We start from the raw sequence: 24573 nt of genomic DNA on the forward strand, positions 1-24573 counted from the left end.
GGGTGAACCGTCGTGCGGACGTGTCGCCGTGGGCCGGAGACGTGCCACCCCCGGAGCCGGTGGTCGGCGCCGGGGGTGGTGGGGTGCGGGTGGGTCAGTCGTCGACGCGGTGGTCGGCCCACCACTTCTGCCCGGTCTCGGGCAGGGTGTCGATCGGGTCGTAGTAGGCGTAGCGCTTGTTGAGCGCCTCGGTGTCGGCGGACTCGATCGAGGTGCGGTAGTTCTTGGTCCAGTAGGAGATGCCGCGCTCGCGGTCGTACTCGGTGAGCATGTGCACCCAGCGCTTGCCGACGAAGGGGACGTCGCAGACGATGCGCGGCGTGGCGTAGCCGGGCAGGTAGCCCATGATGTCGTGCTGGAGCTGCTGGGCGTGCCAGACCGGGACGCGCCAGTGTTCGGCGTTGGGGATCATGTCGCACATGTAGAAGTAGTACGGCAGGATGCCCGCCTCGCCCTGGAGGGCGAAGCAGAGGTCGAGCAGGTCGGGGGCGGTGGCGTTGACGCCGCGCATGAGCACGCCCTGGTTGCGGACGTCGCGGACGCCGACGTCGAGGGCGGTCTGGGCGGCCCTGGCGACCAGCGGGGTGAGCGACTGGGCGTGGTTGACGTGGGTGTGGATGGCCAGGTTGACGCCGCGGCGGGCGGCGGTGCGGGCGACGCGTTCGAGGCCCTCGACGACGTCGGGCTGGAGCCAGTGCTGGGGCAGGCCCATGAGCGCCTTGGTGGCGAGCCGGATGTCGCGGATGGTCTCGATCTCGAGCAGCCGCATCAGGTAGGACTCGAGGTTCTTCCAGGGGACGTTGGCCACGTCGCCGCCGGAGACGACGACGTCGCGGACGCCGGGGTGGGCCTTGAGGTAGCTGATGTGGGCGTCGTAGCGGTCGACGGGCTTGAGGGTGAGCTTGAGCTTGTCGACGGTGGGGGTGGAGTTGCCGACGAGGTCCATGCGGGTGCAGTGGCCGCAGTACTGCGGGCAGGTGGAGAGCAGTTCGGCGAGGACCTTGGTGGGGTAGCGGTGGGTGAGGCCTTCGGCGACCCACATGTCGTGTTCGTGCAGGGAGTCGCGGCTGGCGTACGGGTGGGAGGGCCAGTCGGTGCGCCGGTCGGAGGCGACGGGGATCATGTAGCGCCGGATGGGGTCGGCGAGGAGCGCCTCGGTGGTCATCGGGGCGAACGGGACCATGGTGTTGAGCATCTGCGGCGGCACCAGCATGGACATGGTGGCCAGGGCCTTCTGGTCGGCCTCGAGGTCGGCGTAGAAGGTCTCGTCGACGAGGTCACCGAGCAGGGTGCGTAGCTGCTTGATGTTCTTGACGCAGTTGACGCGCTGCCACTGCGCGTTCTCCCACTGGTCGCGGGTGACGTGGCGCCAGCCGGGGAAGCGGGTCCAGTCGGGTTCGACGAGGGGTGCGCGGCGGTATTCGTAGGGCTGTCCGGCGGTGGGGACCGCGACCGGCGCGGGGCGGGACGCTGGGATGGTCTCCACCGGTTGTGTCTGGGTCACGGCCCCTCCTCGGGTGGTGCGGTTGATCAGCGATTCCGAAGGCTACTGGAAAATATCCGGTGAAGAAATTAGTCTGCCGGAAGTTTTCCCGCTACGCGAGCCCTGGCCGGGGCTTCGGGCGGCTTGACAGGGGGTGGTCGGCGTGACGTCACCGGTGGGTCTGCACCGCGTTGTCGAACCGGCGGGGGTGCTGCCGCAGGCGGCGTGGCGGCTCGACGCGAGCCCGGAGATCGCGGCGAACGAGGTCCGCATCCGGGTGGAGCGGTTGAACCTGGACGCGGCGAGCTTCCGGCAACTGTGGGAGAAGCACGGCGGTGACGGCGACGCGGTCCGCGCCGAGGTGCTGGAGATCGTGTCGACCCGGGGGAAGATGCAGAACCCGGTGACCGGTTCCGGCGGGATGCTGATCGGCACGGTGGAGGAGGCGGGGCGGCGTTCCCCGCTGGGGTTGAAGGCGGGGGAGCGGGTGGCGACGCTGGTGTCGCTGACGCTGACGCCGCTGACGATCCTCGACGGGCTGGCGCGGTGGGACGGGCGCAGCGAGCAGGTGCCGTGCGACGGGTACGCGATCCTGTTCGCCCGGTCGATCGCGGCGGTGCTGCCGGCGGACCTGGATCCGCAGTTGTCCCTGGCGGTGCTGGACGTGTGCGGGGCGCCGGCGTTGACCTCGCGGGTGGTGGCGCGGCACGTGGCGGACCGGGAGCGGGCGGGGGACGCGTCGCCGGTGCGGGTGGCGGTGATCGGTGGCGCGGGCAAGAGCGGGTCGTTGTCCCTCGCGGCGGCGCGGCGGGCGGGCGCCGGCCGTACGGTCGGGGTGGTGCCGGTGGCGGCGGAGCGGGACGCGCTGACGGCGGCGGGTCTGGCGGACGCGGTGGCGTTGGCGGACGCGCGGGATCCGGTGGCGTTGTCGTCGGCGGTGACCACGGCGCTGGGTGCGCCGGCCGACGTGACGGTGGTCTGCGTGGACGTGCCGGGTTGTGAGCACGGGGCGGTGCTGGCGACCGCGGACGGCGGCACGGTGGTCTTCTTCTCGATGGCGACGAGTTTCGCGGCGGCGGCGTTGGGCGCGGAGGGTCTGGCGGCGGACGTGACGATGCTGGTGGGCAACGGCTACGTGCCGGGGCACGCGGAGTTGGCGTTGGGGTTGTTGCGGTCGGAGCCGGGGGTCCGGGCGCTGTTCGAGTCGCGGCTGGCGGCAGACTGATTGTCATGACGAACCCCTCGACTCTGTACCGCGGCGGCGTGCTGCACTGTCCGGCCGATCCGAGCGCGACGGCCCTGTTGGTGACCGACGGCAGGATCTCGTGGTTGGGGGCGGACGCGGACGCGCCGGCGGCCGACCGGGTGGTGGACCTGGACGGGGCGTTGGTGACGCCGGCGTTCGTGGATTCGCACGTGCACGCGACCGACACGGGGTTGGCGTTGTCGGGGCTGGACCTGTCGGCGGTGCGGTCGGCGGGGGAGTTGCTGGACGCGGTGGCGGCGTTCGTGGCGGGATTGCCGTCGGACGCGGTGGTGCTGGGGCACGGGTGGGACGAGTCGAGTTGGCCGGTGCCGGATCTGCCGGATGCGGCGACGCTGGATCGTGCGGCCGGGGGGCGGCGGGTTTATCTGTCGCAGGCGTCGATCCATTCGGCGTTGGTGTCGGCGGCGCTGCTGGCGGCGTGTCCGGAGGCGGCGTCGGCGGTGGGGTTCGACCCGTCGGGTTGGTTGCGGCGTGACGCGCACCACGTGGTGCGGGCGGCGGCGTTCGGGTCGGTGACGCGGGCGCAGCGGGTGGCGGCGCAGCGGGCGGCGTTGGCGCACGCGGCGTCGTTGGGCATCGCGGCGGTGCACGAGTGCGGTGGTCCGGAGATCTCCGACGAGGAGGACTTCACGGGCCTGCTGGCGTTGTCGGGCGACGGCGTGGCGGAGGTGTACGGGTACTGGGGTGAGCTGCTGGGTGCGGCGCGGGCCCGGGAGTTGGGCGCGGTCGGGGCGGGGGGTGACCTGTTCGCCGACGGGGCGTTGGGGTCGCGTACGGCGCATGTGTCGCGGGACTACCTGGACGGCGACGGGGGCTGCGGGCACGGGTACGTCTCGGCGGAGCAGGTGCGGGACCATCTGTTGGACTGCGCGGCGCACGGCATGCAGGGCGGGTTCCACGCGATCGGTGATGCGGCGATCTCGACGGTGCTGGAGGGTTTCGCGGGCGCGGCGGAGAAGCTGGGCACGGATCGGGTGCGGGCGGCGCGGCACCGGGTGGAGCACGCGGAGATCATGAACAAGCGGCTGATCGCCGGGTTCGTGGAGTACGGGATCGTGGCGAGCATGCAGCCGGCGTTCGACCGGTTGTGGGGCGGTGCGGGCCGGATGTACGAGTCGCGGTTGGGTCTGGACCGGTCGTTGGAGTCGAACCCGATGGGGGCGATGCACGGGGTCGGGGTGGCGTTGGCGTTCGGGTCGGATTCGCCGGTGACGCCGTTGGATCCGTGGGGTTCGGTGCGGGCGGCGGTGTGGCACCACAATCCGACGCAGCGGATGAGTGTGCGGGCGGCGTTCGCGGCGCACACGCGTGGCGGGTGGCGGGCGGTGCACCTGGACAACGAGGGTGTGCTGGCGTTGGGGGCGCCGGCGACGTTCGCGGTGTGGTCGACGCCGGCGGGGGTGGAGCGGGGTCTGCCGGTGTTGTTGGCCGAGGACCTGGAGGCGCGGGGTCCGGAGGATCCGACGCCGTTGCCGGTGTGTCGGCGCACGGTGCTGCGTGGTGACGTGATCTACGAGGAAGGGTCGGCGTGAGCGAGCGTGGCGGGTGGTTCGGTGGGGGCGCGGGTCGCGTCGTCGCGGGCCGGAGTGAGGTGACGGTGTGACGGGCAAGCTTGACCTGGATCCGCGGTTGGTGGCGCGGGCGCGGGAGTTGGCGCGCCGTGCCGGGCAGCCGGTGGTGGATCTGGCGCGCAGCCACACGACGGTGTCGGTGGAGCGGGCGGTGCTGCGGTTGGCGGGGGTGACCGGCGCCGACCCGGATGGCATTCCGTGGGTGAACCGGCTCGTCGACGCGGTGGTCGCGGACGTGGGGTTGGGGCACGGGGTGGCGGTGCCGGTGTTCGACGCCATGGCGCGGGAGCAGATCGCCGATGTGACGTTGCTGGCGCAGAAGGCGGCGGCGGGGTCGGTGCGGTTCGAGGTGCCGTCGGGGAAGGCGGCCACGGTGGCGCGGAAGGCGGCGCGGAAGGCCGTGGCGGCCGGTATCCGGCTGGTCGACCGGCGCCGTGTCGAGCGGGAGCGTCTGGTCAAGCGGTACGGGGATCCGAAGCAGCGGCCGTGGATCTACCTGATCGTGGCGACGGGGGACATCTACGAGGACATTCCGCAGGCGCAGGCGGCGGCGCGGGCGGGTGCGGACATCATCGCGGTGATCCGGTCGACGGGGCAGTCGCTGCTGGACTATGTGCCGGAGGGCGCGACCCGGGAGGGGTTCGCCGGCACGTACGCGACGCAGGAGAACTTCCGGCTGATGCGGGCGGCGTTGGACGAGTCGTCGAAGGAGTTGGGCCGGTACGTGCGGCTGACGAACTACGCGTCGGGGCTGTGCATGCCGGAGATGGCGACCCTCGCCGGCCTGGAACGGCTCGACATGATGTTGAACGACTCGATGTACGGGATCCTGTTCCGCGACATCAACCCGATCCGTACGTTCGTGGACCAGCGGTTCTCGCGGCAGGTGCACGCGCGGGCGGGGATCATCATCAACACCGGTGAGGACAACTACCTGACCACCGCGGACGCGGTGGACGAGGCGCACACGGTGACGGTGTCGCAGTTGCTGAACGAGTTCTTCGCGCACGAGGCGGGGCTGCAGGACTGGCAGTTGGGCCTGGGGCACGCGTTCGAGATCAACCCGGATGTGCCGGGGTCGTTCCGGTTGGAGTTGGCGCACGCGCTGCTGGCGCGGGAGTTGTTCCCGGACGCGCCACTGAAGTGGATGCCGCCGACGAAGCACATGACGGGGGACGTGTTCCGGGGGAACCTGCTGGACGGGTTCTTCAACCTGGTGGGCACGATGACGGGTCAGGGGATCCTGCTGGTGGGGATGATGACCGAGGCGGTGGTGACGCCGTGGTTGTCGGACCGGGACATCGCGCTGCAGAACGTGCGGTACGTGCTGGGTGCGGCCGGTGGGTTGCACGAGGATTTCGTGCCGGCGCCGGGCGGGTTCATCCAGCAGCGGGCCAACCGGGTGCTCGGTGAGGCGGTGGATCTGCTGGAGCGCATCGGGGAGCAGTCGCTGTTGACGGCGATCGCCGAGGGCACGTTCGGGATCATGAAGCGGCCGGCGGACCGGGGCAAGGGTCTGGCGGGGGTGGCCGCGCACGAGGCCGACTACTTCAACCCGGCCACGGAGATCCTGGAAGGGGATGCGGCGTGAGCGCCGTCGAGGTCGGCGCGGTGGCGCCGGGCGGCGGGGCCGCCGAGAAGAAGATCGTGCGGCCGTACGGGGACACCACGGGCGACGGCATGGTGCAGGTGTCGTTCACGTTGCCGGTGCCGCACGACAAGCGGGCCGAGGGCGCGGCGGTGCAGTTGGCGAACAAGATGGGCATCGACCCGGCGATGCTGGTGCACGCCAAGCCGATGAGTGACGGTTTCACCTTCTTCGTGGTGTACGGGCGGGTGAACCACCTGGTGGACCTGTCGGCGGTGCAGGTGGTGGAGCGTGACTTCCCGCTGCTGTCGGCCAAGGAGGTCAACGCGGTGGTGAAGCAGCGGTTGCGGCGCAAGTTGTCGGTGGTGGGGGCGTGTATCGGCACGGACGCGCACACCGTGGGCATCGACGCGATCCTCAACGTCAAGGGCATCGCGGGGGAGAAGGGCCTGGAGTACTACCGGGAGTTGAAGGTCACGAACCTGGGTGCGCAGGTGAGCGTGCCGGAGTTGGTGGAGGCGGCCCGGGTGGAGAAGGCCGACGCGGTGCTGGTGTCGCAGGTGGTGACGCAGCGCGACGCGCACCTGCACAACACGCGGGAGATGTCGGCGGCGTTCCGGGAGGCGATGCCGGCGGGACGCCGGCCGCTGCTGATCGTGGGTGGGCCGCGGTTCGACGAGACGATGGCCGGCGAGTTGGGCGTGGACCGGATCTTCGGCCGGGGCACCACGCCGGGCGAGGTGGCGAGCTATCTGGTGCACGCGTTGATCACGGAGAAGAAGGCGAAGGCATGAGTGATTCCCGGGTCGGTCTGACCGTCACCCACCGGCGGTACGTGCCCTACTCGCACGCGCACTACGCGGGCAACCTGGTCGACGGGGCGTACGCGTTGGGGTTGTTCGGGGATGTGGCGACGGAGGTGTGCATCCGCACCGACGGCGACGAGGGGTTGTTCGCGTCGTACTCGGACGTGCAGTTCCGCGGTGCCATGCGGGCCGGGGACGTGTTGGAGGTGACGGCGACGGTGACCCGGGTGGGCACCCGCAGCCGCACCATCGACTTCGAGGCGCGGGTGGTGTGCCGGGGCCGCCCGGACCGGGGCGAGTCGGCGGCGGAGGTCCTCGACGAACCGATCGTGGCGGTCACCGCGACCGGCACGGTGGTCGTCCCGCCGGCGGCGTGAGGCACGCGGTCTGCGCCGACGTCGGGTCCACGTACACGAAGGTGGCGGTGGTGGACCTCGACGGCGGCGCGCTGGTCGCGGCGGCGGCGGCGCCCACGACGGTGGGCACGGACGTGCTGCACGGCCTGGACGCCGCGGTCGGGGCGGCCACGGCGGGCCTGCCGGTGGGTGACGTGCCGTGGTACGTGTGCTCGTCGGCCGGTGGTGGGTTGCGGCTGGCCGTGGTGGGCTACGAGCACCTGGTGACCGCGCAGGCGGGCCGGCGGGTGGGTCTGTCGGCGGGCGCGAACGTGGTGCACGTGGCGGCGGGGCGGCTCGGCGCGGCGGAGCTGGCGGGGCTGCGGGCGGCCCGCCCGGACGTGGTGCTGCTGGTGGGCGGCACCGACGGCGGTGACGCCGAGACGTTGACGCACAACGCGACCCGGCTGGCTAAGGCCCGCTGGCGGGTGCCGGTGGTCCTCGCGGGCAACGTCGACGTCCGCGACGACCTGTACGCCCTGCTGGCCGGCGCGGGAGTGCCGGTGACGGTGGCCGACAACGTGCTGCCCCGCATCGGGGTCCTCGCGCCGGCGTCGGCGCGGGCGGCGATCCGGGAGGTGTTCCTGCGGCACGTCATCGGCGGGAAGCGGCTGTCGCGGGGGCCCCGGTTCGCGCGGCTGGTGCGGGCTGCCACGCCCGACGCGGTGCTGACCGGCGTGGAGGTGCTCGCCGACGCCCTCGGCGGTGACCTGGTGGTGGTGGATGTCGGTGGCGCCACCACCGACGTGTACTCGGTGCTGACGCCCGACGAGCGGGCCACGGGGCCGGGCCGGGAGGTGGCGGGTTCGCTGTGGCGGGCCCGGACCGTGGAGGGGGACCTGGGCATGCGGTGGAGCGCGCCGGGGGTGGTGCGGGCCGCCGTCGAGGAGCGGCTGCTGAGCGACGTCGAGGGCGACGATCTGGCGGCCGCGGCGGTGGTGCGTGCCGACGACCCGGGGTTCCTGCCCGCGGGGGACGTCGACCGGGCTGTGGACGCCCGGATCGCGGCCCTGGCGGCGACGGTGGCGTTGCGGCGGCACGCCCGGGGCGCGGCGACGGGTGAGCGGGCCGGCCGGGACCTGCGGGACGTGCGGCTGCTCGTCGGCTCCGGTGGGGTGCTGCGGCACGCCGCGCCGGCCGACGCGGCGGGTGTGCTCTCCGCGGTGTTGACCGACCACGCGGGCGGGTGGCCGCTGCCGCGTGCCGCCCGGCCGGTCGTCGACGTGGACTACGTGCTGGCCGCCGGTGGGTTGCTCGCCGCCGAGCATCCGGCGGCGGCGGGGGCGCTGCTGCGCCGCCACCTGGCCACGGATTGAGACTCGCCGACGCGACACGCCGTGTTGCAACACACGACAGGCCCGGGTGGGTTGACAGCGGCGGGGGTCCACGCCGTACCGTCTTTGAGTCCTACTACGGGAAGCGGCTGTTGTTCGCTTCGTCCCTTCGTCCGCTGGCCGAGCGACATGTGCAGTGCGTCGCGGCGGCCAGGTCCAGCGGGCGGGGGTCGGCGGGGCGGCGCGAACCGGCCGCGGTTACCGGTGTACGGGCAGGGTGAGGTGCACGGCCAGTAGACAACGGCCAGGCGGGGGCAGCCAGTCCGCGTCGGGTCGGTCCGAAGGTCGGCGTAGCTCGTTCTCGCCCCACCGGCCGGGAAGGGCCTGGGAGCATCGGGGCGCGGCGCAAGCCGCGCCCCGATTTTCGTCTCTGCGGCCAGGCTCCGTTCAGCGGGCGGAGCGTGTTCCACCGGCGCGGTGTCGCCTGCCGGCCGGGACGGGCTTCCCCGTGGGCGATGAACAAACGGCGAACGGCTCGATCTGACCGCCGCGTCTCAGCGGTCGGCGGGTGGGGCCGGGGTGTGGTAGGCGTCGAGTTGGTCGGCGAGGCGTCGCGGCTGGCTCAGCGCGATCAGGTGCCCGCCGGGCAGCACGTCGACGTCGACGCCGAGGCGTTCGCGGGCCAGGCGGCGCTGGAAGTCGGCGGGGAAGAACCGGTCGTCGCGGCCGGTGACCACGCGGGTGGGCACGTCGGGCCAGCGGCGCAGCGGGTTGGGGCGGGTGAACACCGCCGGCGACTCGTCGGGCGCGTCGGCGGCGGTGAGGCGCGCCACCACCGGCTCGGGGACGTCGTGGAAGAAGTCCACCGCCAGGTCGACGTGGTCGTCGGGGGTGCGGCCCTGCGCGACGGCGTGGTCGGCGCGGGCCTGCGCGTGGCCGGTGGCCGCCCACCACTGCCCGGCCGTCTCACCGGGGGCGGGGATCATCGGGTTGACCAGGACGACCATCGTCACCCGCGGGTCGTCGGCGACCAGTGGGGCGGTGAACGCGCCGAGGGACTGTGCGACCAGCACCACCCGGTTCCGGTCACCGATCGCGGCGCGGACGGTGGCGGCGTACTCGGGCAGGGCGGCGGTGTCGTCGGCGGCGGGCAGGTCCACGGCGATCGCCTCGCGGCCGCGGCGGCGCAGCTCGTCGACGAGCAGGTGCCAGTAGTCGGCGCTGCCGCCCGCGCCGGGGATCAGCACGTAGGTCACGACCGGCCCCGGGCGGCGAAGTCCTCGGCGGTGCCGTCGCCCAGGCGCCGGGCCACCGGATGGTCGAGCAGTCGTACGTCGCCCTGCGGCAGGGCGGTGGTCGCGGTCATGGGGCCTCCCTCGAACCGACTGCTCCTACATTAGGAGTGCTCGCTTCGTTTGGGCAAGCGCCACGGCTACGCTGGGCGGGTGCGTTCCTACGACGATCTGTGCGGGCTGGCCCGCGCGCTGGCCGTGGTCGGCGAACGCTGGGCGCTGCTGGTCGTCCGGGAGCTGCTGCTCGGCCCGAAACGCTTCTCCGACCTCAGCCGTGGCCTGCCCACCATGAGTCAGAACGTGCTGTCCGCGCGGCTGCGCGAGCTGGAACGGGCCGGCGTGGTGACCCGCCGCACCCTGGGCCCCCCGGCCAGCGCCCGCGTGTACGAGCTCACCCCGCGGGGCCGGGAGTTGGAGGAGAGCCTGCTGGCGCTGGGCCGGTGGGGCAGCCGGCAGCCGCTGCCCGCCACCGGTCGGTTGAGCGTCGACGCCCTGATGCTCGCCCTGCGCACCACGTACGACCCGGGCCCCGCCGGCGGGCCGGCGGCGCCGGTGGCGCTGCGGTTGGGCGCCGACCGGTTCGTCGCCGAGGCCGACCGGGCCGGGCTGCGGATCAGCCGGGGCGGCGGCGAGCGCTGCGCCGCCGTCGTCGACACCGACCCGCGCACCCTGCTGGAGGTCGTGTTCGGCTACCGCCCCCGCGACGAGGCGGAACACCACGGCGCGCTGCGCGTCACCGGCGAGCGGCGGGTCGCCGAACGATTCCTCGGCTGCTTCACCCGCCCGGTGACCGCCGGCGACGCCGGTGCCGCGCCGGCCGCCGGGTAGCCTTCCGCTCTGTGATCGAGGTGGAGATGCCCGTGACGACCGTGGACAGCAGCCAGCCGCGCGCCGACGCCCCGCGCGTGCCCGACGTCGCGCCGCGGGCGCTGCCGCTGCGGGTGGCCGCGCCGATGGCGGTGGCCGCCGGGCTGGCGCTGCTGGCGGCGTTCCCCCCGTACGGGGTGTGGCCGCTCGCGCCGGTCGGTGTGGCGCTGCTGGCCGCGGCGACGCACCGCCGCCGCGTCCGGGCCGGCGCCGGGCTGGGCTTCCTGACCGGGGTGGCGCTGTTCGCGCCGCTGCTGAGCTGGACGAACCTGCACACCGGTTACCTGCCGTGGACGCTGCTGTCGCTGTTGCAGGCCGCCTACCTGGCGCTGCTGGGCGCGGCGAGCGCGTACGCCTCCCCGCTGGCCGACCGCCTCCGGTGGGCCTGGCCGGCGCTGACCGGCGTGCTGTGGGTGGGGCAGGAGGCGCTGCGCGACCGTACCCCGTTCGGCGGGTTCCCGTGGGGGCGGCTGGCGTTCAGTCAGGACGACTCGCCGCTGCTGCGGCTGGCCGCGCTGGGCGGCGCGCCGCTGGTGACGTTCGCGGTGGCGCTGACCGGGGGGCTGCTCGTCGCGGCGCTGTGGCGGCCGTGGGACGGGCGGCGGCGGTGGGCGCCGATCGCCGGGTTGACCGCCGGCGCGGTCGCGGTGCCCGTCGCCGGGCTGCTGGTGCCGGTGGCCGCCGCCGGGGGCGGCGACACCGTCACCGTGGCGATCGTGCAGGGCAACGTGCCCCGGCTGGGGCTGGACTTCAACGCCCAACGCAAGGCGGTGCTCGGCAACCACGTCGACGCCACCGTCGAGCTGGCCGAGCAGGTCGCCGACGGCGCCCAGCGCCGCCCCGACCTGGTGGTGTGGCCGGAGAACGCCAGCGACATCGACCCGCTGCGCGACGCCGACGCCGGCGCCCTGATCTCCCGGGCCGCCGACGCGATCGGCGCGCCGATCCTGGTCGGCGCGGTGCTGCGCGGCCCCGGCGACGGCGAGGTCCGCAACGCCGGCATCCTCTGGCGGCCCGGCACCGGCCCCGACCTGGAGCAGGTGTACGTCAAGCGGCACCCGGTGCCGTTCGCCGAGTACGTGCCGATGCGCGACCTCGCCCGGATGGTCAGCAAGCAGGTGGACCGGGTGCGGGCCGACTTCGTGCCCGGCACCGAGCCGGGCGTGCTGCGTGCCGGCGCGGCCGTGCTCGGCGACGTGATCTGCTTCGAGGTCGCCTACGACGAGGTGGTCCGCGACACTGTCACCGGCGGGGCGCAGTTGCTGGTGGTGCAGACCAACAACGCCACCTTCGACGTGGCGGAGGCGCGGCAGCAGCTGGCCATGGTGCGGCTGCGGGCGATCGAGCACGGCCGGCCGGCGTTGATGGCCTCCACGGTCGGAGTGTCCGGGTTCGTTGCCCCCGACGGGCGGGTAAGCGACGCCACCGGGTTCAACACCCGCGCGGTCGTGGTGCGGCAGCTGCGCCTGGACGACGGGCGCACCCTGGCCACCCGGGTCGGCCTGTGGCCGGAGGCGGCGCTGGCCACCCTGGCGGTGGCGGCCCTGGTCGGCGCGGCCGTGCTGCGCCGCCGGCACCGCGCCGGATGACACCAGCCGGCAATCCGGCGGAGGGGAAGCGACGGTGGGCGAGACGACCGACACCCGAGGGCCACGCGCCGGCCACCCCGGGCTGGGTCGGGTGCTCGTGGTGATCCCGACCTACGACGAGGCCGACAACGTGGCGTCGATCGTGGCGCGTGTGCGCCGCGCCGCCCCGGCCGTGGAGATCCTCGTCGCCGACGACAACAGCCCCGACGGCACCGGGGCGGTCGCCGACGCCCTGGCCGCCGCCGACCCGCACGTGCACGTGCTGCACCGCGAGGGCAAGCAGGGCCTCGGCGCGGCGTACCTGGCGGGGTTCGCGTGGGCCCGCGAGCGTGGTTTCGACGCCGTGGTGGAGATGGACGCCGACGGCTCGCACGCCCCCGAGGACCTGCCCACGCTGCTGACGGCCGCCCGCGACGCCGACGTGGTGATCGGCTCCCGGTGGACCACCGGCGCGCGGGTGGTGAACTGGCCGCTGCGGCGGCTGCTGCTGTCGCGCTGCGGCAACCTGTACGCGCGGCTGGCGCTGGGTATGCCGGTGTCCGACGCCACCGGCGGCTACCGGGTGTACCGGCTGTCCGCCCTGGACGAGATCGACCTGGGGTCGGTGTGCTCGCAGGGCTACTCGTTCCAGGTGGAGCTGTCGCGGCTGGCGCACCGGGCCGGGGCGCGCATCGTCGAGGTGCCGATCACGTTCGCCGAGCGGGAACGCGGCAGCAGCAAGATGAGCCCGCTGATCGTGGCGGAGGCGCTGTGGCGGATCACCGCGTGGGGTCTGCAGGACCGGCGGCTGGCGGTGCGGCGGGGCCTGCACGGCACCCCCGACGGTCAGGTGCGGTGGCCCTGAGCGTCGGCGTGTCATGCTGGACGCAGTGCCTGCGCGGACCGACCGCGCCGCGGATGGCGGATGAGGTGAGATGCGCCGAGGACTGAGGTACGTGCCGCTGGGCCTGTTGCTGGCGGTGCTGCTGGAGCTGGCGGTGTTCGTCGTGGTGGGCCGGGCGATCGGGTTCGGCTCGGCGCTGCTGGCGGTGTTCGCGGTGTCGCTGCTCGGGCTGGTGCTGCTGCGCCGGGAGGGGATGCGCGCCTGGCGTGGCTTCCGGGCCGCCGCGGAGGCCGGCCAGCCGCCGGGACGGCAGGTCACCGACGGTCTCGTCGGGCTGGTCGGCGCGCTGCTGCTGGCGACCCCCGGCCTGGTCAGTGGCCTGGTGGGGCTGTTGCTGCTGGTGCCGCCGGTGCGTCGGCTGGCCCGCGGCGGGGTGCAGCGTGCCGCGGAACGCCGGGTGTCGTCGATGGTCGCCGGTGACCTGTTCGGGCCCCGCCGGGTGCGGGTGCGCCGGGGTGCCCCGCAGCCCGCGCCGCGCCCGACGGCCGAGCCGCCGACCGTGGTCGACGGGGGCCGGGCCATCGAGGGCGAGATCGTCGAGCCCGGCCGGAACTGATCCGGGCAGCGGACTTGTCCCGGACACGACGGCCGGAACGGGCCTGAGGACGGCCGGCGGCATCGTCGCCGGGACGCCTGGCCCGCAACGGGCCGGAGGCGGACGCGGCGGCCGTAACGGCCCAGACACGACGGCGCCCCGGGAGCGTGGCTCCCGGGGCGCCGTGGCGTGTGCGGTGCGGGTCAGGCGCGGCCGCGGCGGGTGCGAACCTCCTGCAACCGCTCGGCGAGGATGTCCTCCAACTCGGCGATGGAGCGCCGCTCCAGCAGCATGTCCCAGTGGGTACGCGGCGGCTTGGCCTTCTTCTGCTCCGGCTCGCTGCCGTCGACCAGCCGGGCGACGCTGCCGTCGAACTTGCACTCCCAGGTCGTGGGGACCTCGGCGTCGACGGCGAACGGCACCTCGAACTGGTGACCCTTGGCGCAGAGGTACTCGCGGGTCTGACGCGGCGCGAGCTCCGTGTTGCGGTCGGATTCGTAGCTCACCGCGCCCAGACGGCTTCCGCGCAGCATACGCTCGCCCATGATCGACTTCCCCTCGTTGGTGGTGCTGGTCTTCTTGGTGTAACGGTCCGTTCCCGCCGGGCCATTCCCGCCCCGGGCGCTGCCGCGCCGCCGGGCGAGCCTGAACAAGGGTAGCCGGCCATGCCAGCCGCCCGGCGGGGTCGTCCCCGGCCGGGTCGGTTGGGTGGAGTGTTTCCGTTGCCAACGGGGATGTTAACCGCCCGAGGGGAGCGGAGGTTGCGATGGTGGGTGACGCGCCGGTGCAGTCCCGTCCGCCCTCCGGGCGGACGTTCTTCGGGCACCCGCGGGCGCTGTCCACCCTCTTCCTCACCGAGATGTGGGAACGGTTCAGCTTCTACGGCATGCGGGCGATCCTGGTGCTGTACCTGACCGCGTCCGTGGCCGACGACGGGCAGGCGATGGGCGAGGCCAGCGCCAGTGCCGTCTACGGCACCTACAACGCGATGGTCTACCTGATGGCGCTGCCGGGCGGCTGGGTCGCCGACCGGCTCATCGGCGCCCGCCGCAGCGTCCTGTGGGGCGGGGTGGTCATCGCCGCCGGGCACTACGTGATGGCGATCCCGACGCGGTGGAGCGTCTTCGCGGGCATGGCGCTGATCGTCGTCGGCACGGGCCTGCTCAAGCCCAACATCTCGACGATGGTCGGCGACCTCTACGACCGGGACTCCCCACGCCGCGACGCCGGCTTCTCGATCTTCTACATGGGCATCAACATCGGGGGGTTCGCCGCCCCACTGGTCACCGGCTTCCTCGGCGAGAAGGTCAACTGGCATCTGGGCTTCGGGGCCGCCGCGATCGGCATGACCTTCGGCGTGCTGCAGTACGTGCTGGGCCGGCGCAACCTCGGCGACGCGGGCGCGCGGCCCGCCGACCCGCTGCTCGGCGCCGACCGCCGTCGCGCGCTGACCCGCGTCGGCGCGGTCACCGCCCTGATCGTGCTCGCGGTCGTCGTCCTCGCCGTGGCCGGGGCGTTCACCGTCGACACCGTGGTCAACCTGCTCGCCGCCGCCACCGTACTGATCACCATCGGGTACTTCGTGCGGATCATGGTGGACCGGGAGTTGAGCGCCACCGAACGCAGCCGGATGAAGGCGTACGTGTGGCTGTTCGTCTTCGCCGCCGCGTTCTGGCTGATCTACGACCAGGCCGGGTCGGTGCTGAACATCTTCGCCGCCGACAACACCGACCGCGACGTCGCCGGGTTCACCTTCCCCGCGTCGTGGCTCCAGTCGGTCAACCCGATCCTGATCATCATCGGGGCGCCGCTGTTCGCGCTGCTCTGGCTGCGGCTGGGCCACCGGGTCTCCACACCGGTGAAGTTCGCCGTGGGCCTGGTGCTCAACGGCCTGTCGTTCGTGCTGATGGCCGCCGCCGCCCAGGCCGCCGTCGGCGGCGACCTGGTCTCGCCGTGGTGGCTCGTGGCCGTGTACGCCATCCAGGTCGCCGGCGAGCTGTCGCTGAGCCCCGTCGGCCTGTCCGCCACCACCAAGCTGGCGCCGGTCAAGTACGCCAGCCAGATGATGGGGCTGTGGTTCCTCGCCACCGCCGTCGGCGACGCGATCGGCGGGCAGGTGGCCCGGCTCGCCGACACCTGGCCCGAGCCGACGTACTTCCTCACCTTCGGCCTGGCCTCGGCGGCCCTCGGGCTCGGCGCGGTGATGTTCGCCCGGCACATCCGGGGCCTGATGGCCGGCATCCACTGACCCGGGCGGCGGGCCATGCCCGGGCCGCCGCGGCAGGCCGGCTGGGCGCCGCCGGACGGCCAGGCCACACGCCGGGGCCCGGCGCGGCCGGGACCGGGCGTGCGGCGGCCGGGTCAGGTGGCCGGGGTCGGGGGCAGCGGCAGCGGCAGGCCGGGCAGCCCGTCGATGCTGCGGGCGATGTGCTCCTTGCCGGCGAAGTAGTCGCTCAGTGAGGCGTCGTCCTCGCGGGCGAACCGCTTGCCGTGCAGGTCGCGGTCGGCGTCGTAGGTCATGAACGGCACCGCGTAGCCGCAGGTGTCGCGGATCAGCTCGGCACGCACCACGATGATCGCCCGCAGGCCGTGCACGCTGGTGTCGACGTCCGGGAAGTGGCCCGTCAGCTCGGCCCAGCGGGGGTCGTCGCGGAACACCGGCTCACCGCGCCCGTGCACCCGGACGATGTTCGGCGGCCCCTGGAACGCGCACCACATCAGCGTGATCCGGCCGTTCTCCCGCAGGTGCGCGATCGTCTCGGCGTTGCTGCCGGCGAAGTCCAGGTACGCCACGGTGTGCGCGTCGAGCACCGCCCAGGAGCCACGCAGGCCCTTGGGGGACAGGTTGATGGTGCCGTCGCCGGAGAGCGGCGCGGTGGCGGTGAAGAACAGCGGCTGCTCCTCGATGAACGTGCGCAGCCGGCCCTCGATGCGTTCGTGTGTCTTTCCCACCCGGCCATCATCGTCCCGCCGCGACTGTCGCCGCCGTCCCGCCCTCGGTGGCGTCCCACACCCCGGACGACGGGGGCGGCCTTCGCCCCGGGCAGGGCGTGCCGGCCCGCCGGCCCCGCCGGAGTCGGGCCGGCCAGATAGTCGGCGGGCCGGGCCAGCCCAGATCGTCGGCGGGTCGGGCCCCACACCGTCGGCCCGTCGGGACGGGGTTCCGGTAGTCCTGGCGGAAGAATCAACGGATATGGCTGACCAGGGCAAACGGCCCGCGTCGGGACTCGGCGCCGGGGATTCGTCGGTGGCAGCTCGCTGGCCGCGCGGAGCCGGGTTGCAGGGCTCTGACCTGCGGATCTAGCAACCGCGGAAAATCAACGGATTTGGCTGGCCTGCGAAAATGCAGGGGTCGATGATCGTCGCAGTGATGATCTCCACTATGTTCACCGCGTCTGGCCGGTGGTTGTAGGGAGTGTTCGATGGCGACGCGGTTGTTTCCCGATGATCAGATGGAGCGGCTGAGGTCGTACCCGGACATCGGCATGGACGAGTTGATCCGGTTCTTCACGCTCACTGCGGCGGATGTGGCGTTCGTCGACCCGGGCCGGGGCCGGGGTCCGGCGGATCGGCTCGGGCTGGCTGTGCAGTTGTGCACGCTGCCGTGGCTGGGGTTCGTGCCGGATGAGGTGCGGTCGGCGCCGCCGGTGGCGGTGGCGCGGCTGGCCGGACGACTCGGTATCGATCCGGTGGTGCTGGCCCGTTACGGAGAGCGTCCGCAGACCCGTACGGATCATCTGCGGCTGGTCTGCGACTACCTGGGGTGGAGGACCGCGCCGACCGGTGGCGTCGCGCTGAAAGAGCTGGAGGAGTTCCTGCTGGGGCGGGCGATGGAGCACGACTCGCCGACGACACTGTTCAACCTGGCCTGCGAGTATCTGATCGCGAACCGGACGGTCCGGCCCGGGGTGGTCAGCCTGCTGGAGATGGTGGCCACCGCCCGGACGACGGCCACGACGGTGACCCATGATCTGCTCGCCCCGCTGCTGACCGGGCAGATGACCGCTGATCTGGACCTGCTGCCGAAGGTGGATGCGGGGTTGGGGATGACCCGGCTGGCGTGGCTGACCAAACCCGCGGTGGACGCCACGGCCACGTCGATCAAGACGTCGATCGAGAAGCTGACCTGGGTGCGGGCCATGGACGGGCACCTGATCGACCTGTCGATGCTGGCCGCGGAGCGGCGGCGGTTCCTGGCCACGATCGGGCGCCGGTCGACCGGGCAGGGCCTGGAACGACGCGAGCCTGAGCGGCGGTATCCGATCCTGCTGACCCTGGTGGCGCAGTCGGCGGCGGATCTGCTGGATGAGGTGGTGGGTTTGTTTGACCAGGCGGTCTCGGCGCGGGCGAAGGGGCGCACCGAGAAGGCCCTGGCCGAGCGGGGCAAGCGCGGCGAGTCGCGGCAGGCGCTGCTGGACATGATCCTGCCGGTGCTGGCCGACCCGGGTATCCCCGACGAGCAGGTCGGCGGGCTGTTGCGGGGGCAGATCGGGATGGGGCGGTTGCGGGAGGCCGCCGCGGTGGGCTGGCCGGCGCTGCCGCGCGACAACGGCCGGCTGGCGGAGATGAACGCCTCCTACAACTATCTGCGGCAGTTCGTGCCGCACGTGCTGGCCGCGATCGACTTTCACGGCGGTCCGGGCGCCGACGAGCTGATGCAGGCCCTGGCCGTGCTGGCCGAGCTGTCACAGACCGGGACCCGTAAGGTGCCGGCGTCGGCGCCGGACGGGTTCGTGCCAGCCCGCTTCCGGGACTACCTGAACCGGGCGCAGCGGCAGAAGGACGACGTGTCCTATCGGCACTACTGGGAGCTGTGTGTGCTGCTCGGGGTGCGTGACGGGCTGCGCTCGGGTGATGTGTTCGTGCCCGGTAGCCGCCGGTACGCCGACCCGGGCTCGTACCTGTTCACCCCCGAGGCGTGGCAGCCGCGGCGCGACGACTTCTGCGCGCTGGTCGGCAAGCCCGCCGACGGGCGGGCCGGTCTGGAGCAGGGCTTGGATGAGTTGCATACCACGCTGGGCGAGCTGGAGCGGGCGCTCGCGTCGACGGGTCCGGATGAGGTGGGGTCGGTGCGTCTGGATGAGCAGGGCAATCTGGTCATCCCGCCGTTGTGGGCCGAGGACGTGCCGGCCGAGGCGACCGCGGTGAAGGAGGAACTGGCGGGGATGCTGCCGTTCGCGCCGATCGCGTCGTTGTTGATCGAGCTGGATCACCGCACCGGGTTCCTGGGCTGTTTCACTCACGCCGGTGGCCGTAAGCGGACGCTGTCGGCCGAGGTCAAACGCAACATTCTGGCGGTCCTGATCGCGAACGCCACCAACCTCGGTTTGGTGAAGATGGCCGAAGCGTGCGGGGTGCCCTACGACGTGCTCGCCTGGACCCAGGAGTGGTATGTGCGGGAGGAGACGCTGCGGGAGGCCAACACGGTGATCGTCAACCACCATCACGGGCTGGAGTTCGCGAGGGTGTTCGGCGGGGGCACGATGTCGTCGTCGGACGGGCAGCGGTTCCCGACCCGGGGCAAGTCGCTGACCGCACGGGCGATGAACACGTTCTTCGCCGACGAGGGCCTGTCGACCTACACGCACGTGTCGGATCAGCACTCCACGTACGGCACGAAGGTGATCGTGCCGACCACCCGCGAGGCCCACTACGTGCTCGACGACTTCCTCGGCAACGCCACCGATCTGCCGATCGCCGAGCACGCCACCGACACCCACGGCGTCACGCTGATCAACTTCGCGTTGTTCGACCTGGTCGGCAAGGCACTCACCCCGCGGATCCGGGACCTGGGAAAGGTCACACTGTGCCGTGACGACACCCCGTCGGTGGTCAACGCCCGCTTTCCGCACGCCGGGCCGCTGCTGACCGACCGCCTCGACGCCGATCTGATCATCGAGGTGTGGCCGGACCTGCTGCGCATGGCCGGATCGCTGAAGTTCGGCCAAGCCACCGCTTCCCTGATCGTCGGAAAGTGGTCGGCGGCGTCGAGGCAGAACACCCTGGCCACCGCGCTGAAGGAGTGGGGAACGCTGCGACGCACGATCCACTCGGCGAAATACCTGTCGGATCCGGTGTACCGCCGCAAGATCTCCCGGCAGCTGAACAAGGGCGAGTCGCTGCACGCGCTGCGCCGTGACCTGCACTACGCGAACCACGGCACTGTCCGCCGCCGGCACCTGGAGCAACAGACCGAGCAGGCGTGGTGCCTGACCGTGCTGACCAACGCCGTGATCACCTGGACCACCGAGTACTACGCGATAGCCGTCGGCCGGCTGCGTGCCGCCGGCCGCGACATCCCCGACGAGTTGCTGGCGCACATCTCGCCGGCGCACAGCGAGAACGTCAACTTCTTCGGCACCATCACCGTCGAACGTGGAGGCGGAGCTGGCCAAACTCGACGAGCAGGGCCTGCGCCCGCTGCGGCCGTTCGGCTTCGAGCAGCCGTGACGGCGGCTCTTGAGGGTCGGCAAGACCGCCGGGGCAAGGCCGTTTTACCTACCGGACGAGCGCGACGTTCGAGGACCCGCGCCGCCAACATCGCGGTCTGGTGAGCAGCGTGCGGTCGATGGTCGAGGCGATCGACCGGTTGGTCGCCGCACGAGCACCCGAGCCGCCCGGCAACCGCGCCACCTCACGCCCCTGACAGCGGGGCTGGTCAGGGGCGTGAGGTACGGCGGTTTACCCGCCGCTCGCGGAACGCTGCCCGGTACGGCCGCGCGCCGCGGTGAGTTCGGCCTCGATCAGATCGGCGGCCCGGTCGGCGCCCCCAGCCTCGCGGGCCTGCCGCTTCAGGTCGGCGCTGCGGGCCACCACGGCGGGGTCTGCGGTGAGGGCGAGCAGCGTCTCGCGGAGCTCCACGGCGGTGACGGTGGCCGAGTCGACGACCCGGGCGACGCCGAGGGAGGCCAGTTGCTCGGCGTTCGCGAATTGGTCGGCCGCCTGCGGAACGGCGATCATCGGGGTCCCGCAGTAAAGGCCTTCGCTGCTGCCGCCCATACCGGCGTGGGTGACGAAGGCGTCTGCCTGCTCCAGCACGGCCAGCTGCGGCACCCATGGGCAGACCTCGACGCTGTCCGGGACGGGACCGAGCTCGGCGGGATCGACGTGGCTGCCGATCTGCAGAACGGTGTGCCAGCCGGGCAGGTCACCGAACGCGACGATGCAGCGGCGGTAGAATTCGGGCTGCCGGGTGAAGGCGGAGCCGAGGGAGACAAGCAGCACTTTCTCGACGCCGTCCGGACGGACCCAGGGACCCTGGTGGGAGCGGTCGCCCAGAACCGGGCCGACGAAGCTGTAGACCGACCGGTCCACCCGGTCGGCGTTCGGCTGGAGCGCCTCCGGCGGCAGAACGAGGCTGCGCACCGGCCGGCCTTGGAACGCCATGCTGTCGGTGACCGACGAACCCTCCGCGGTCAGCCACTTTTTGAACCGCTGGTAATAGTCGGCCCCGCGCGGATCAGCCCGCATCGCCTCGACGACGGGCGCCATCTCCTGCTCGTAGCCGTCCCAGGCCACGAACGTCGAGGACAGCTGGATGGCCGGAATCCCCCACTGCTCGCCGAGTAGCCGAGCCGGCGCGCCGGCGATGTCGTAGAGGAACAGATCCGGCCGATCGCCGGCATAGGCGGCCCGCAACTGCGGCAGCATGGCGATGGCATCGTCGAGGAAAAGCGTAAGCTGCTCGATCGGATTGTCGGTTCCGGAGCCACCGTCGCTGGGCAGCGTTGATTCATACGGTTTCAGCTCGGCGCCGGTGCCCTCGATGACCTCGGCGAAGGCGGGGTCATTGGCGTAGGTGACCCGGTGACCGCGCTGCACGAGGGTCCGGATGATCTCCAAGCTCGGGTTGACGTGGCCGTGGAACGGAATGCTGACCATAGCGATGTGCGGCACGGAATCTCCTGAGGTTTAGAGAGCCGAGACGTTTCGTCTCGCGACAAGAAGAGCACAGCGCCACGGGCGCGTCAAGACGAAACGTTTCGTCTCGTTGTAAGCTGTTGGTGTGACTCCACAGCCCGCCCGTCGCAACGAGCAGTCCCGCCGCGCGATCCTCGCCGCCGCCCTGGAGCTGTTAACCGAGACCGGTTACTCGGCCGTGACCATCGAGGCGATCGCCGCCCGCGCCGGGGTCGGCAAGCAGACCATCTACCGCTGGTGGCGCGGCAAGGGCGCGGTCATCCTGGACGCGCTCGCCGACAATATGCCGGAGGTCCTCGCCCTGCCCAACACCGGCGACCTGCGGGCTGATCTGGGCCAGGTCCTCCGGGCCACGGTAGCCGAGTTCGCCGATCCACGGCTGTCCGCCACCACCCGCGCCATCACCATCGAGACACTCGCCGACGAGGAGTTGGCCGACCAGGCGCGCGACCGCCTGCTCCGTCCCCAGCTGAACGCGGTCCGCACCCGCCTGGAGGCCGCCCGCGAGGCCGGCCAGGTCCGCCCCGACGCCCCCTTGGACCAAGTGGTGGAGCTGCTGTTCGGCCCGCTTTACCACCGCTGGCTACTCCGCAACGGCCCACTGACCGACGACTACGCCGACGGCATCGTCGACCTGGCCGTCGCCGCCATTACCCCTCCCGGCACCCGTCCTGGCGCGTGACGCTGGGGCCGTGAAAATCTGGCTGGCCTGCCCGGACAGCACCGATCTGCTGGCACTGCCCCGACTCCGGGGCACAAACTGTCGTAGTGGCAGCTCCGTTGCTGTCGTCAAATGCTCCTTTGATGACAGGCGTCTCATCCGTCCATTGGACCGCCGCGAGCACCGGAAAATCGGCCCGCCGATCCAATCCAGGCCAATCAGATTTGACGACAGGGTTTACTGACAGGTAGACCCTTTGGGTGTCGACAATAAACGGACGAAGGAGACAGCGGCATGGCGGATCTTGTCTACACGCGGGTCTCCACCGACGAGCAAAGCACCCAGCGTCAGACACACGTGCTCGCCGAGGCCGGCCTCACCGACGGCGCCGACGGTGTGCGGGTCTTCAGTGATCCGGCGACCTCCTCGAAGATCCCGGCGCTGGAGCGTGTCGGCTTCCGGGAACTGGCCCGCTTTGCCCGGCCCGGGGACCGACTCACCGTCTCCGAGCTGTACCGGCTGTGCCGAGACCTGACCGACATCCTCGCCCTACGCGCCTGGTGCCAGCAGCATCAGGTGAAACTGCGAGTGCTGTCCGGCGCGCTGTCGAACATCACCGATTTGGCCGCCACCGACGCCACCACCAACATGCTGGTCAACGTGCTGGTCTCGGTCGGTCAGTTCCAGCGCGACCTGCAAAACGAGCTCACCCGCGAAGGCCTGGCCGCCGCCTGGGCCAAGGGCAGCACCTCCGGCCGGCGCCCCCGGCACACCCAACTCGGCGTGACCGATCAGATCCGCCACGGCTACCGCGGCGGGGCCAGCATCGCGGCCCTGGCCCGCGAGCACGGCGTCAGCCGCGGCGCGATCCGCACCGCGATCGCCGATCTGCTACCCAACCAGCCCGGACCCGCCGCCACCACCACGACGGCGCAGCCGGTGCGGGTGGAAGTCCCCGGCAAGGTCGCCGGTCACCTCGCCGACCGCACCGATCTCGGCGAGGCCGAGCGGCACGCTCTGCGACGCGGGCGCATGGTCCGGCGTGGCCACGGCTACAGCCTGCACGTCACCGCACCGCCCCACGTCCACCAGACGCTGCTGGCCGCCGCGGCCGCACTCGACACCGACGGCGCGTCCTCCGCCGACCGCAAGGCGTACCGGATCTACGCCGACCGGCTAAACGCGTTTGTCCTGGCCAGCCATATCCGTTGATTTTTCCGCCAGGACTACCGGAACCCCGGGACGGTTCAGGTGGTCGGCGGGCCCGCGTCGCGGGGGCCGAGGTGGGCCAGCGCGGCGGCGAGGTGGCCCACCTGCTCGGCGAGCTGGGCCACCCGCCGGTGCGCCTCGTCGCGGTCGGTCTCGGCGGCGCGCAGCCGTACCGCCAGCTCGTCGAGCCGGCCCTGCGCGGCGGTGGCGGCGTCCCGCGCGGCGGCCAGCTCCGCGCCCAGCGTGTCGTGGCGGCCGGCGAGCGCGGCCAGTTCCGCGCGGGCGCGGTCGGCCTCCGCCCCGGCCTGCGCGCGGGCCGCCTCGGCCTCCTGCCGGGCCCGTGCCGCCTCGGCGGCCGCCGTCCGGGCCGCCTCGGCCTCGGCCCGCGCCTGGTCGGCCTGCTCACGCGCCCGGTCGGCCCGGTCCCGGGCGGCGTCGGCGTCGGCGTGCAGGCGCTGCGCCCGGTCGAGCGCCTCGGTGGCGGCGCGGGCCGCCCGGTCGGCGTCGCCGCGGGCGGCGTCCCGCTCGCCCGTCAGGTCGGCGGCCCGGCGGCGTTCCGCGTCCAGGTCGGCGCGCAGGGCACGCAGCTCGTGGCGGGCCGCGTCGCGGTCGCGTTCGGCCTGCGTCCGCAGCGCCTCCGCGGCGCTGGCCTGCCGGCGGGCCTCGTCGCGGGCCGCCTCGGCCCGGTCGGCGCGCTCGGCCGCCGTCGTGGCCTGCTCGGCGGCGCGTCGGGCCTCCACGCGGGCGGCATCCCGCTCGGCGGCGGCCGAGCGGGCCTCCTCGCGGGCCCGGACGGCCGCCGCGGCGGCGTCCTCGGCGTCGCGACGGGCCTCGTCCCGCTCGGTCTGCGCCGCCGCCACCTGGGTCGCCGCGTCGGCGCGGGCCTGCGCCAGCTGTCGTTCCACGCCGACCGGGGACAGCTCGGCGTGCAGCGCCTCGGCGAGGGTCTCCGCGACCTGCTCCAGCCGGTCCACGGCCTCCCAGGTGCGGGCCACCTGGCCGGGCAGGCCGGGGGCGTTGCGGTGCCGCATCCGGCTGTTGCGTGAGGCCCGCTGACAGGCGCCGTCGTTGTCGCGGCAGTAGCGGAACGGCCGGCCGGCGCCGACGCGCTGCGGCACCTCCCGACCACAGTGGGCGCAGGGGCGGGTGTCGGCGGCGGCGGGCTGGGCGTCCATCGAGGGCGGAGTCTACTGCGCTGCCCGGCCCCCGCCGGCGCGGCGACCGACCTCGGTG

Annotated in this window: 17 protein-coding genes and 3 pseudogenes; 14 read left to right on the forward strand and 6 right to left on the reverse strand. The window is 72.7% G+C overall.

Annotated elements, in window-relative coordinates; all coding sequences use genetic code 11:
- Positions 1-94 precede the first annotated feature (94 nt).
- Positions 95-1504: a KamA family radical SAM protein gene (locus tag ACGFZ2_RS04025; protein ID WP_393449930.1), complete on the reverse strand. Its 1410-nt coding sequence runs from the start codon at positions 1502-1504 to the stop codon at positions 95-97.
- A gap of 154 nt (positions 1505-1658) precedes the next feature.
- On the opposite strand from ACGFZ2_RS04025, the gene ACGFZ2_RS04030 reads away from it, so the two are divergent.
- The 6 genes from ACGFZ2_RS04030 (at position 1659) to ACGFZ2_RS04055 (ending at position 8426) form a co-directional block, all read left to right on the forward strand.
- The gene (locus tag ACGFZ2_RS04030; protein WP_393450252.1) at positions 1659-2708 is read left to right on the forward strand and encodes a zinc-binding alcohol dehydrogenase; all 1050 of its coding nucleotides are present in this window, start codon (positions 1659-1661) and stop codon (positions 2706-2708) included.
- Between the two features lie 5 nt (positions 2709-2713).
- Positions 2714-4282 (forward strand): amidohydrolase, encoded by a 1569-nt coding sequence (locus ACGFZ2_RS04035; RefSeq protein ID WP_393449933.1) that lies wholly within the window; start codon positions 2714-2716, stop codon positions 4280-4282.
- 67 nt (positions 4283-4349) lie between these two features.
- A complete protein-coding gene (locus tag ACGFZ2_RS04040; RefSeq protein ID WP_393449936.1) occupies positions 4350-5912 on the forward strand; it encodes a lysine 5,6-aminomutase subunit alpha in 1563 nt (520 codons plus the stop codon).
- A gap of 89 nt (positions 5913-6001) precedes the next feature.
- Entirely contained in the window at positions 6002-6703 is a 702-nt protein-coding gene (locus tag ACGFZ2_RS04045) for an OAM dimerization domain-containing protein (RefSeq protein ID WP_393262604.1), read from the forward strand.
- Complete coding sequence (locus tag ACGFZ2_RS04050; RefSeq protein WP_350705426.1) at positions 6700-7092, forward strand: hotdog domain-containing protein; 393 nt, start codon at positions 6700-6702, stop codon at positions 7090-7092. The genes ACGFZ2_RS04045 and ACGFZ2_RS04050 overlap by 4 nt, the downstream gene beginning before the upstream one ends.
- On the forward strand, positions 7089-8426 hold the full coding sequence (locus ACGFZ2_RS04055) for a glutamate mutase L (protein WP_393449939.1): 1338 nt from the start codon (positions 7089-7091) through the stop codon (positions 8424-8426). Before ACGFZ2_RS04050 ends, ACGFZ2_RS04055 begins: the two co-directional genes overlap by 4 nt.
- A 512-nt stretch (positions 8427-8938) precedes the next feature.
- Here the strand turns inward: ACGFZ2_RS04055 and ACGFZ2_RS04060 are convergent.
- The gene (locus ACGFZ2_RS04060) at positions 8939-9640 is read right to left on the reverse strand and encodes an alpha/beta fold hydrolase (protein WP_393449942.1); all 702 of its coding nucleotides are present in this window, start codon (positions 9638-9640) and stop codon (positions 8939-8941) included.
- 234 nt (positions 9641-9874) lie between these two features.
- Between ACGFZ2_RS04060 and ACGFZ2_RS04065 the strand changes: the two are divergent.
- The 4 genes and pseudogenes from ACGFZ2_RS04065 to ACGFZ2_RS04080 form a co-directional block, all read left to right on the forward strand.
- A pseudogene (locus tag ACGFZ2_RS04065) lies at positions 9875-10120 on the forward strand (winged helix-turn-helix transcriptional regulator); the annotation flags it as partial.
- A gap of 342 nt (positions 10121-10462) precedes the next feature.
- Positions 10463-12158, forward strand: a pseudogene (lnt, locus tag ACGFZ2_RS04070) (apolipoprotein N-acyltransferase); the annotation flags it as partial.
- Between the two features lie 8 nt (positions 12159-12166).
- Positions 12167-12976, forward strand: a complete 810-nt coding sequence (locus ACGFZ2_RS04075) for a polyprenol monophosphomannose synthase (RefSeq protein ID WP_393261966.1) — start codon at positions 12167-12169, stop codon at positions 12974-12976.
- A gap of 70 nt (positions 12977-13046) precedes the next feature.
- Positions 13047-13571, forward strand: coding sequence for an FxsA family protein (locus tag ACGFZ2_RS04080; RefSeq protein WP_357698626.1), 525 nt, complete (start codon positions 13047-13049; stop codon positions 13569-13571).
- 182 nt (positions 13572-13753) lie between these two features.
- Here the strand turns inward: ACGFZ2_RS04080 and ACGFZ2_RS04085 are convergent, their stop codons facing one another.
- Positions 13754-14095 carry an RNA polymerase-binding protein RbpA gene (locus tag ACGFZ2_RS04085; RefSeq protein WP_046564157.1) on the reverse strand — a complete coding sequence of 114 codons (342 nt, stop codon included), beginning with the start codon at positions 14093-14095 and terminating at the stop codon, positions 13754-13756.
- Between the two features lie 221 nt (positions 14096-14316).
- Between ACGFZ2_RS04085 and ACGFZ2_RS04090 the strand changes: the two genes are divergently transcribed.
- Positions 14317-15798 (forward strand): peptide MFS transporter, encoded by a 1482-nt coding sequence (locus tag ACGFZ2_RS04090; RefSeq protein WP_393449945.1) that lies wholly within the window; start codon positions 14317-14319, stop codon positions 15796-15798.
- A 113-nt stretch (positions 15799-15911) separates the two neighbouring features.
- Here the strand turns inward: ACGFZ2_RS04090 and ACGFZ2_RS04095 are convergent, their stop codons facing one another.
- On the reverse strand, positions 15912-16502 hold the full coding sequence (locus ACGFZ2_RS04095; RefSeq protein ID WP_393449948.1) for a pyridoxamine 5'-phosphate oxidase family protein: 591 nt from the start codon (positions 16500-16502) through the stop codon (positions 15912-15914).
- Between the two features lie 470 nt (positions 16503-16972).
- Here ACGFZ2_RS04095 and ACGFZ2_RS04100 point away from each other — a divergent pair.
- Positions 16973-19873: pseudogene (locus ACGFZ2_RS04100) on the forward strand (Tn3 family transposase); the annotation flags it as partial.
- A gap of 358 nt (positions 19874-20231) precedes the next feature.
- Here ACGFZ2_RS04100 and ACGFZ2_RS04105 read toward each other — a convergent pair.
- The gene (locus ACGFZ2_RS04105) at positions 20232-21431 is read right to left on the reverse strand and encodes a macrolide family glycosyltransferase (protein ID WP_393450255.1); all 1200 of its coding nucleotides are present in this window, start codon (positions 21429-21431) and stop codon (positions 20232-20234) included.
- Between the two features lie 124 nt (positions 21432-21555).
- Between ACGFZ2_RS04105 and ACGFZ2_RS04110 the strand changes: the two genes are divergently transcribed.
- Both ACGFZ2_RS04110 and ACGFZ2_RS04115 read left to right on the forward strand, forming a co-directional pair.
- On the forward strand, positions 21556-22152 hold the full coding sequence (locus tag ACGFZ2_RS04110) for a TetR/AcrR family transcriptional regulator (protein ID WP_393449951.1): 597 nt from the start codon (positions 21556-21558) through the stop codon (positions 22150-22152).
- A 273-nt stretch (positions 22153-22425) separates the two neighbouring features.
- Positions 22426-23343: a recombinase family protein gene (locus tag ACGFZ2_RS04115; RefSeq protein ID WP_393449954.1), complete on the forward strand. Its 918-nt coding sequence runs from the start codon at positions 22426-22428 to the stop codon at positions 23341-23343.
- A gap of 35 nt (positions 23344-23378) precedes the next feature.
- Here ACGFZ2_RS04115 and ACGFZ2_RS04120 read toward each other — a convergent pair whose 3' ends face one another.
- Positions 23379-24515, reverse strand: a complete 1137-nt coding sequence (locus ACGFZ2_RS04120; RefSeq protein WP_393449957.1) for a hypothetical protein — start codon at positions 24513-24515, stop codon at positions 23379-23381.
- Between the last annotated feature and the right edge of the window lie 58 nt (positions 24516-24573).

The sequence above is a fragment of the Micromonospora sp. NPDC048063 genome (genome assembly GCF_043202855.1).
Taxonomy (GTDB): domain Bacteria; phylum Actinomycetota; class Actinomycetes; order Mycobacteriales; family Micromonosporaceae; genus Micromonospora.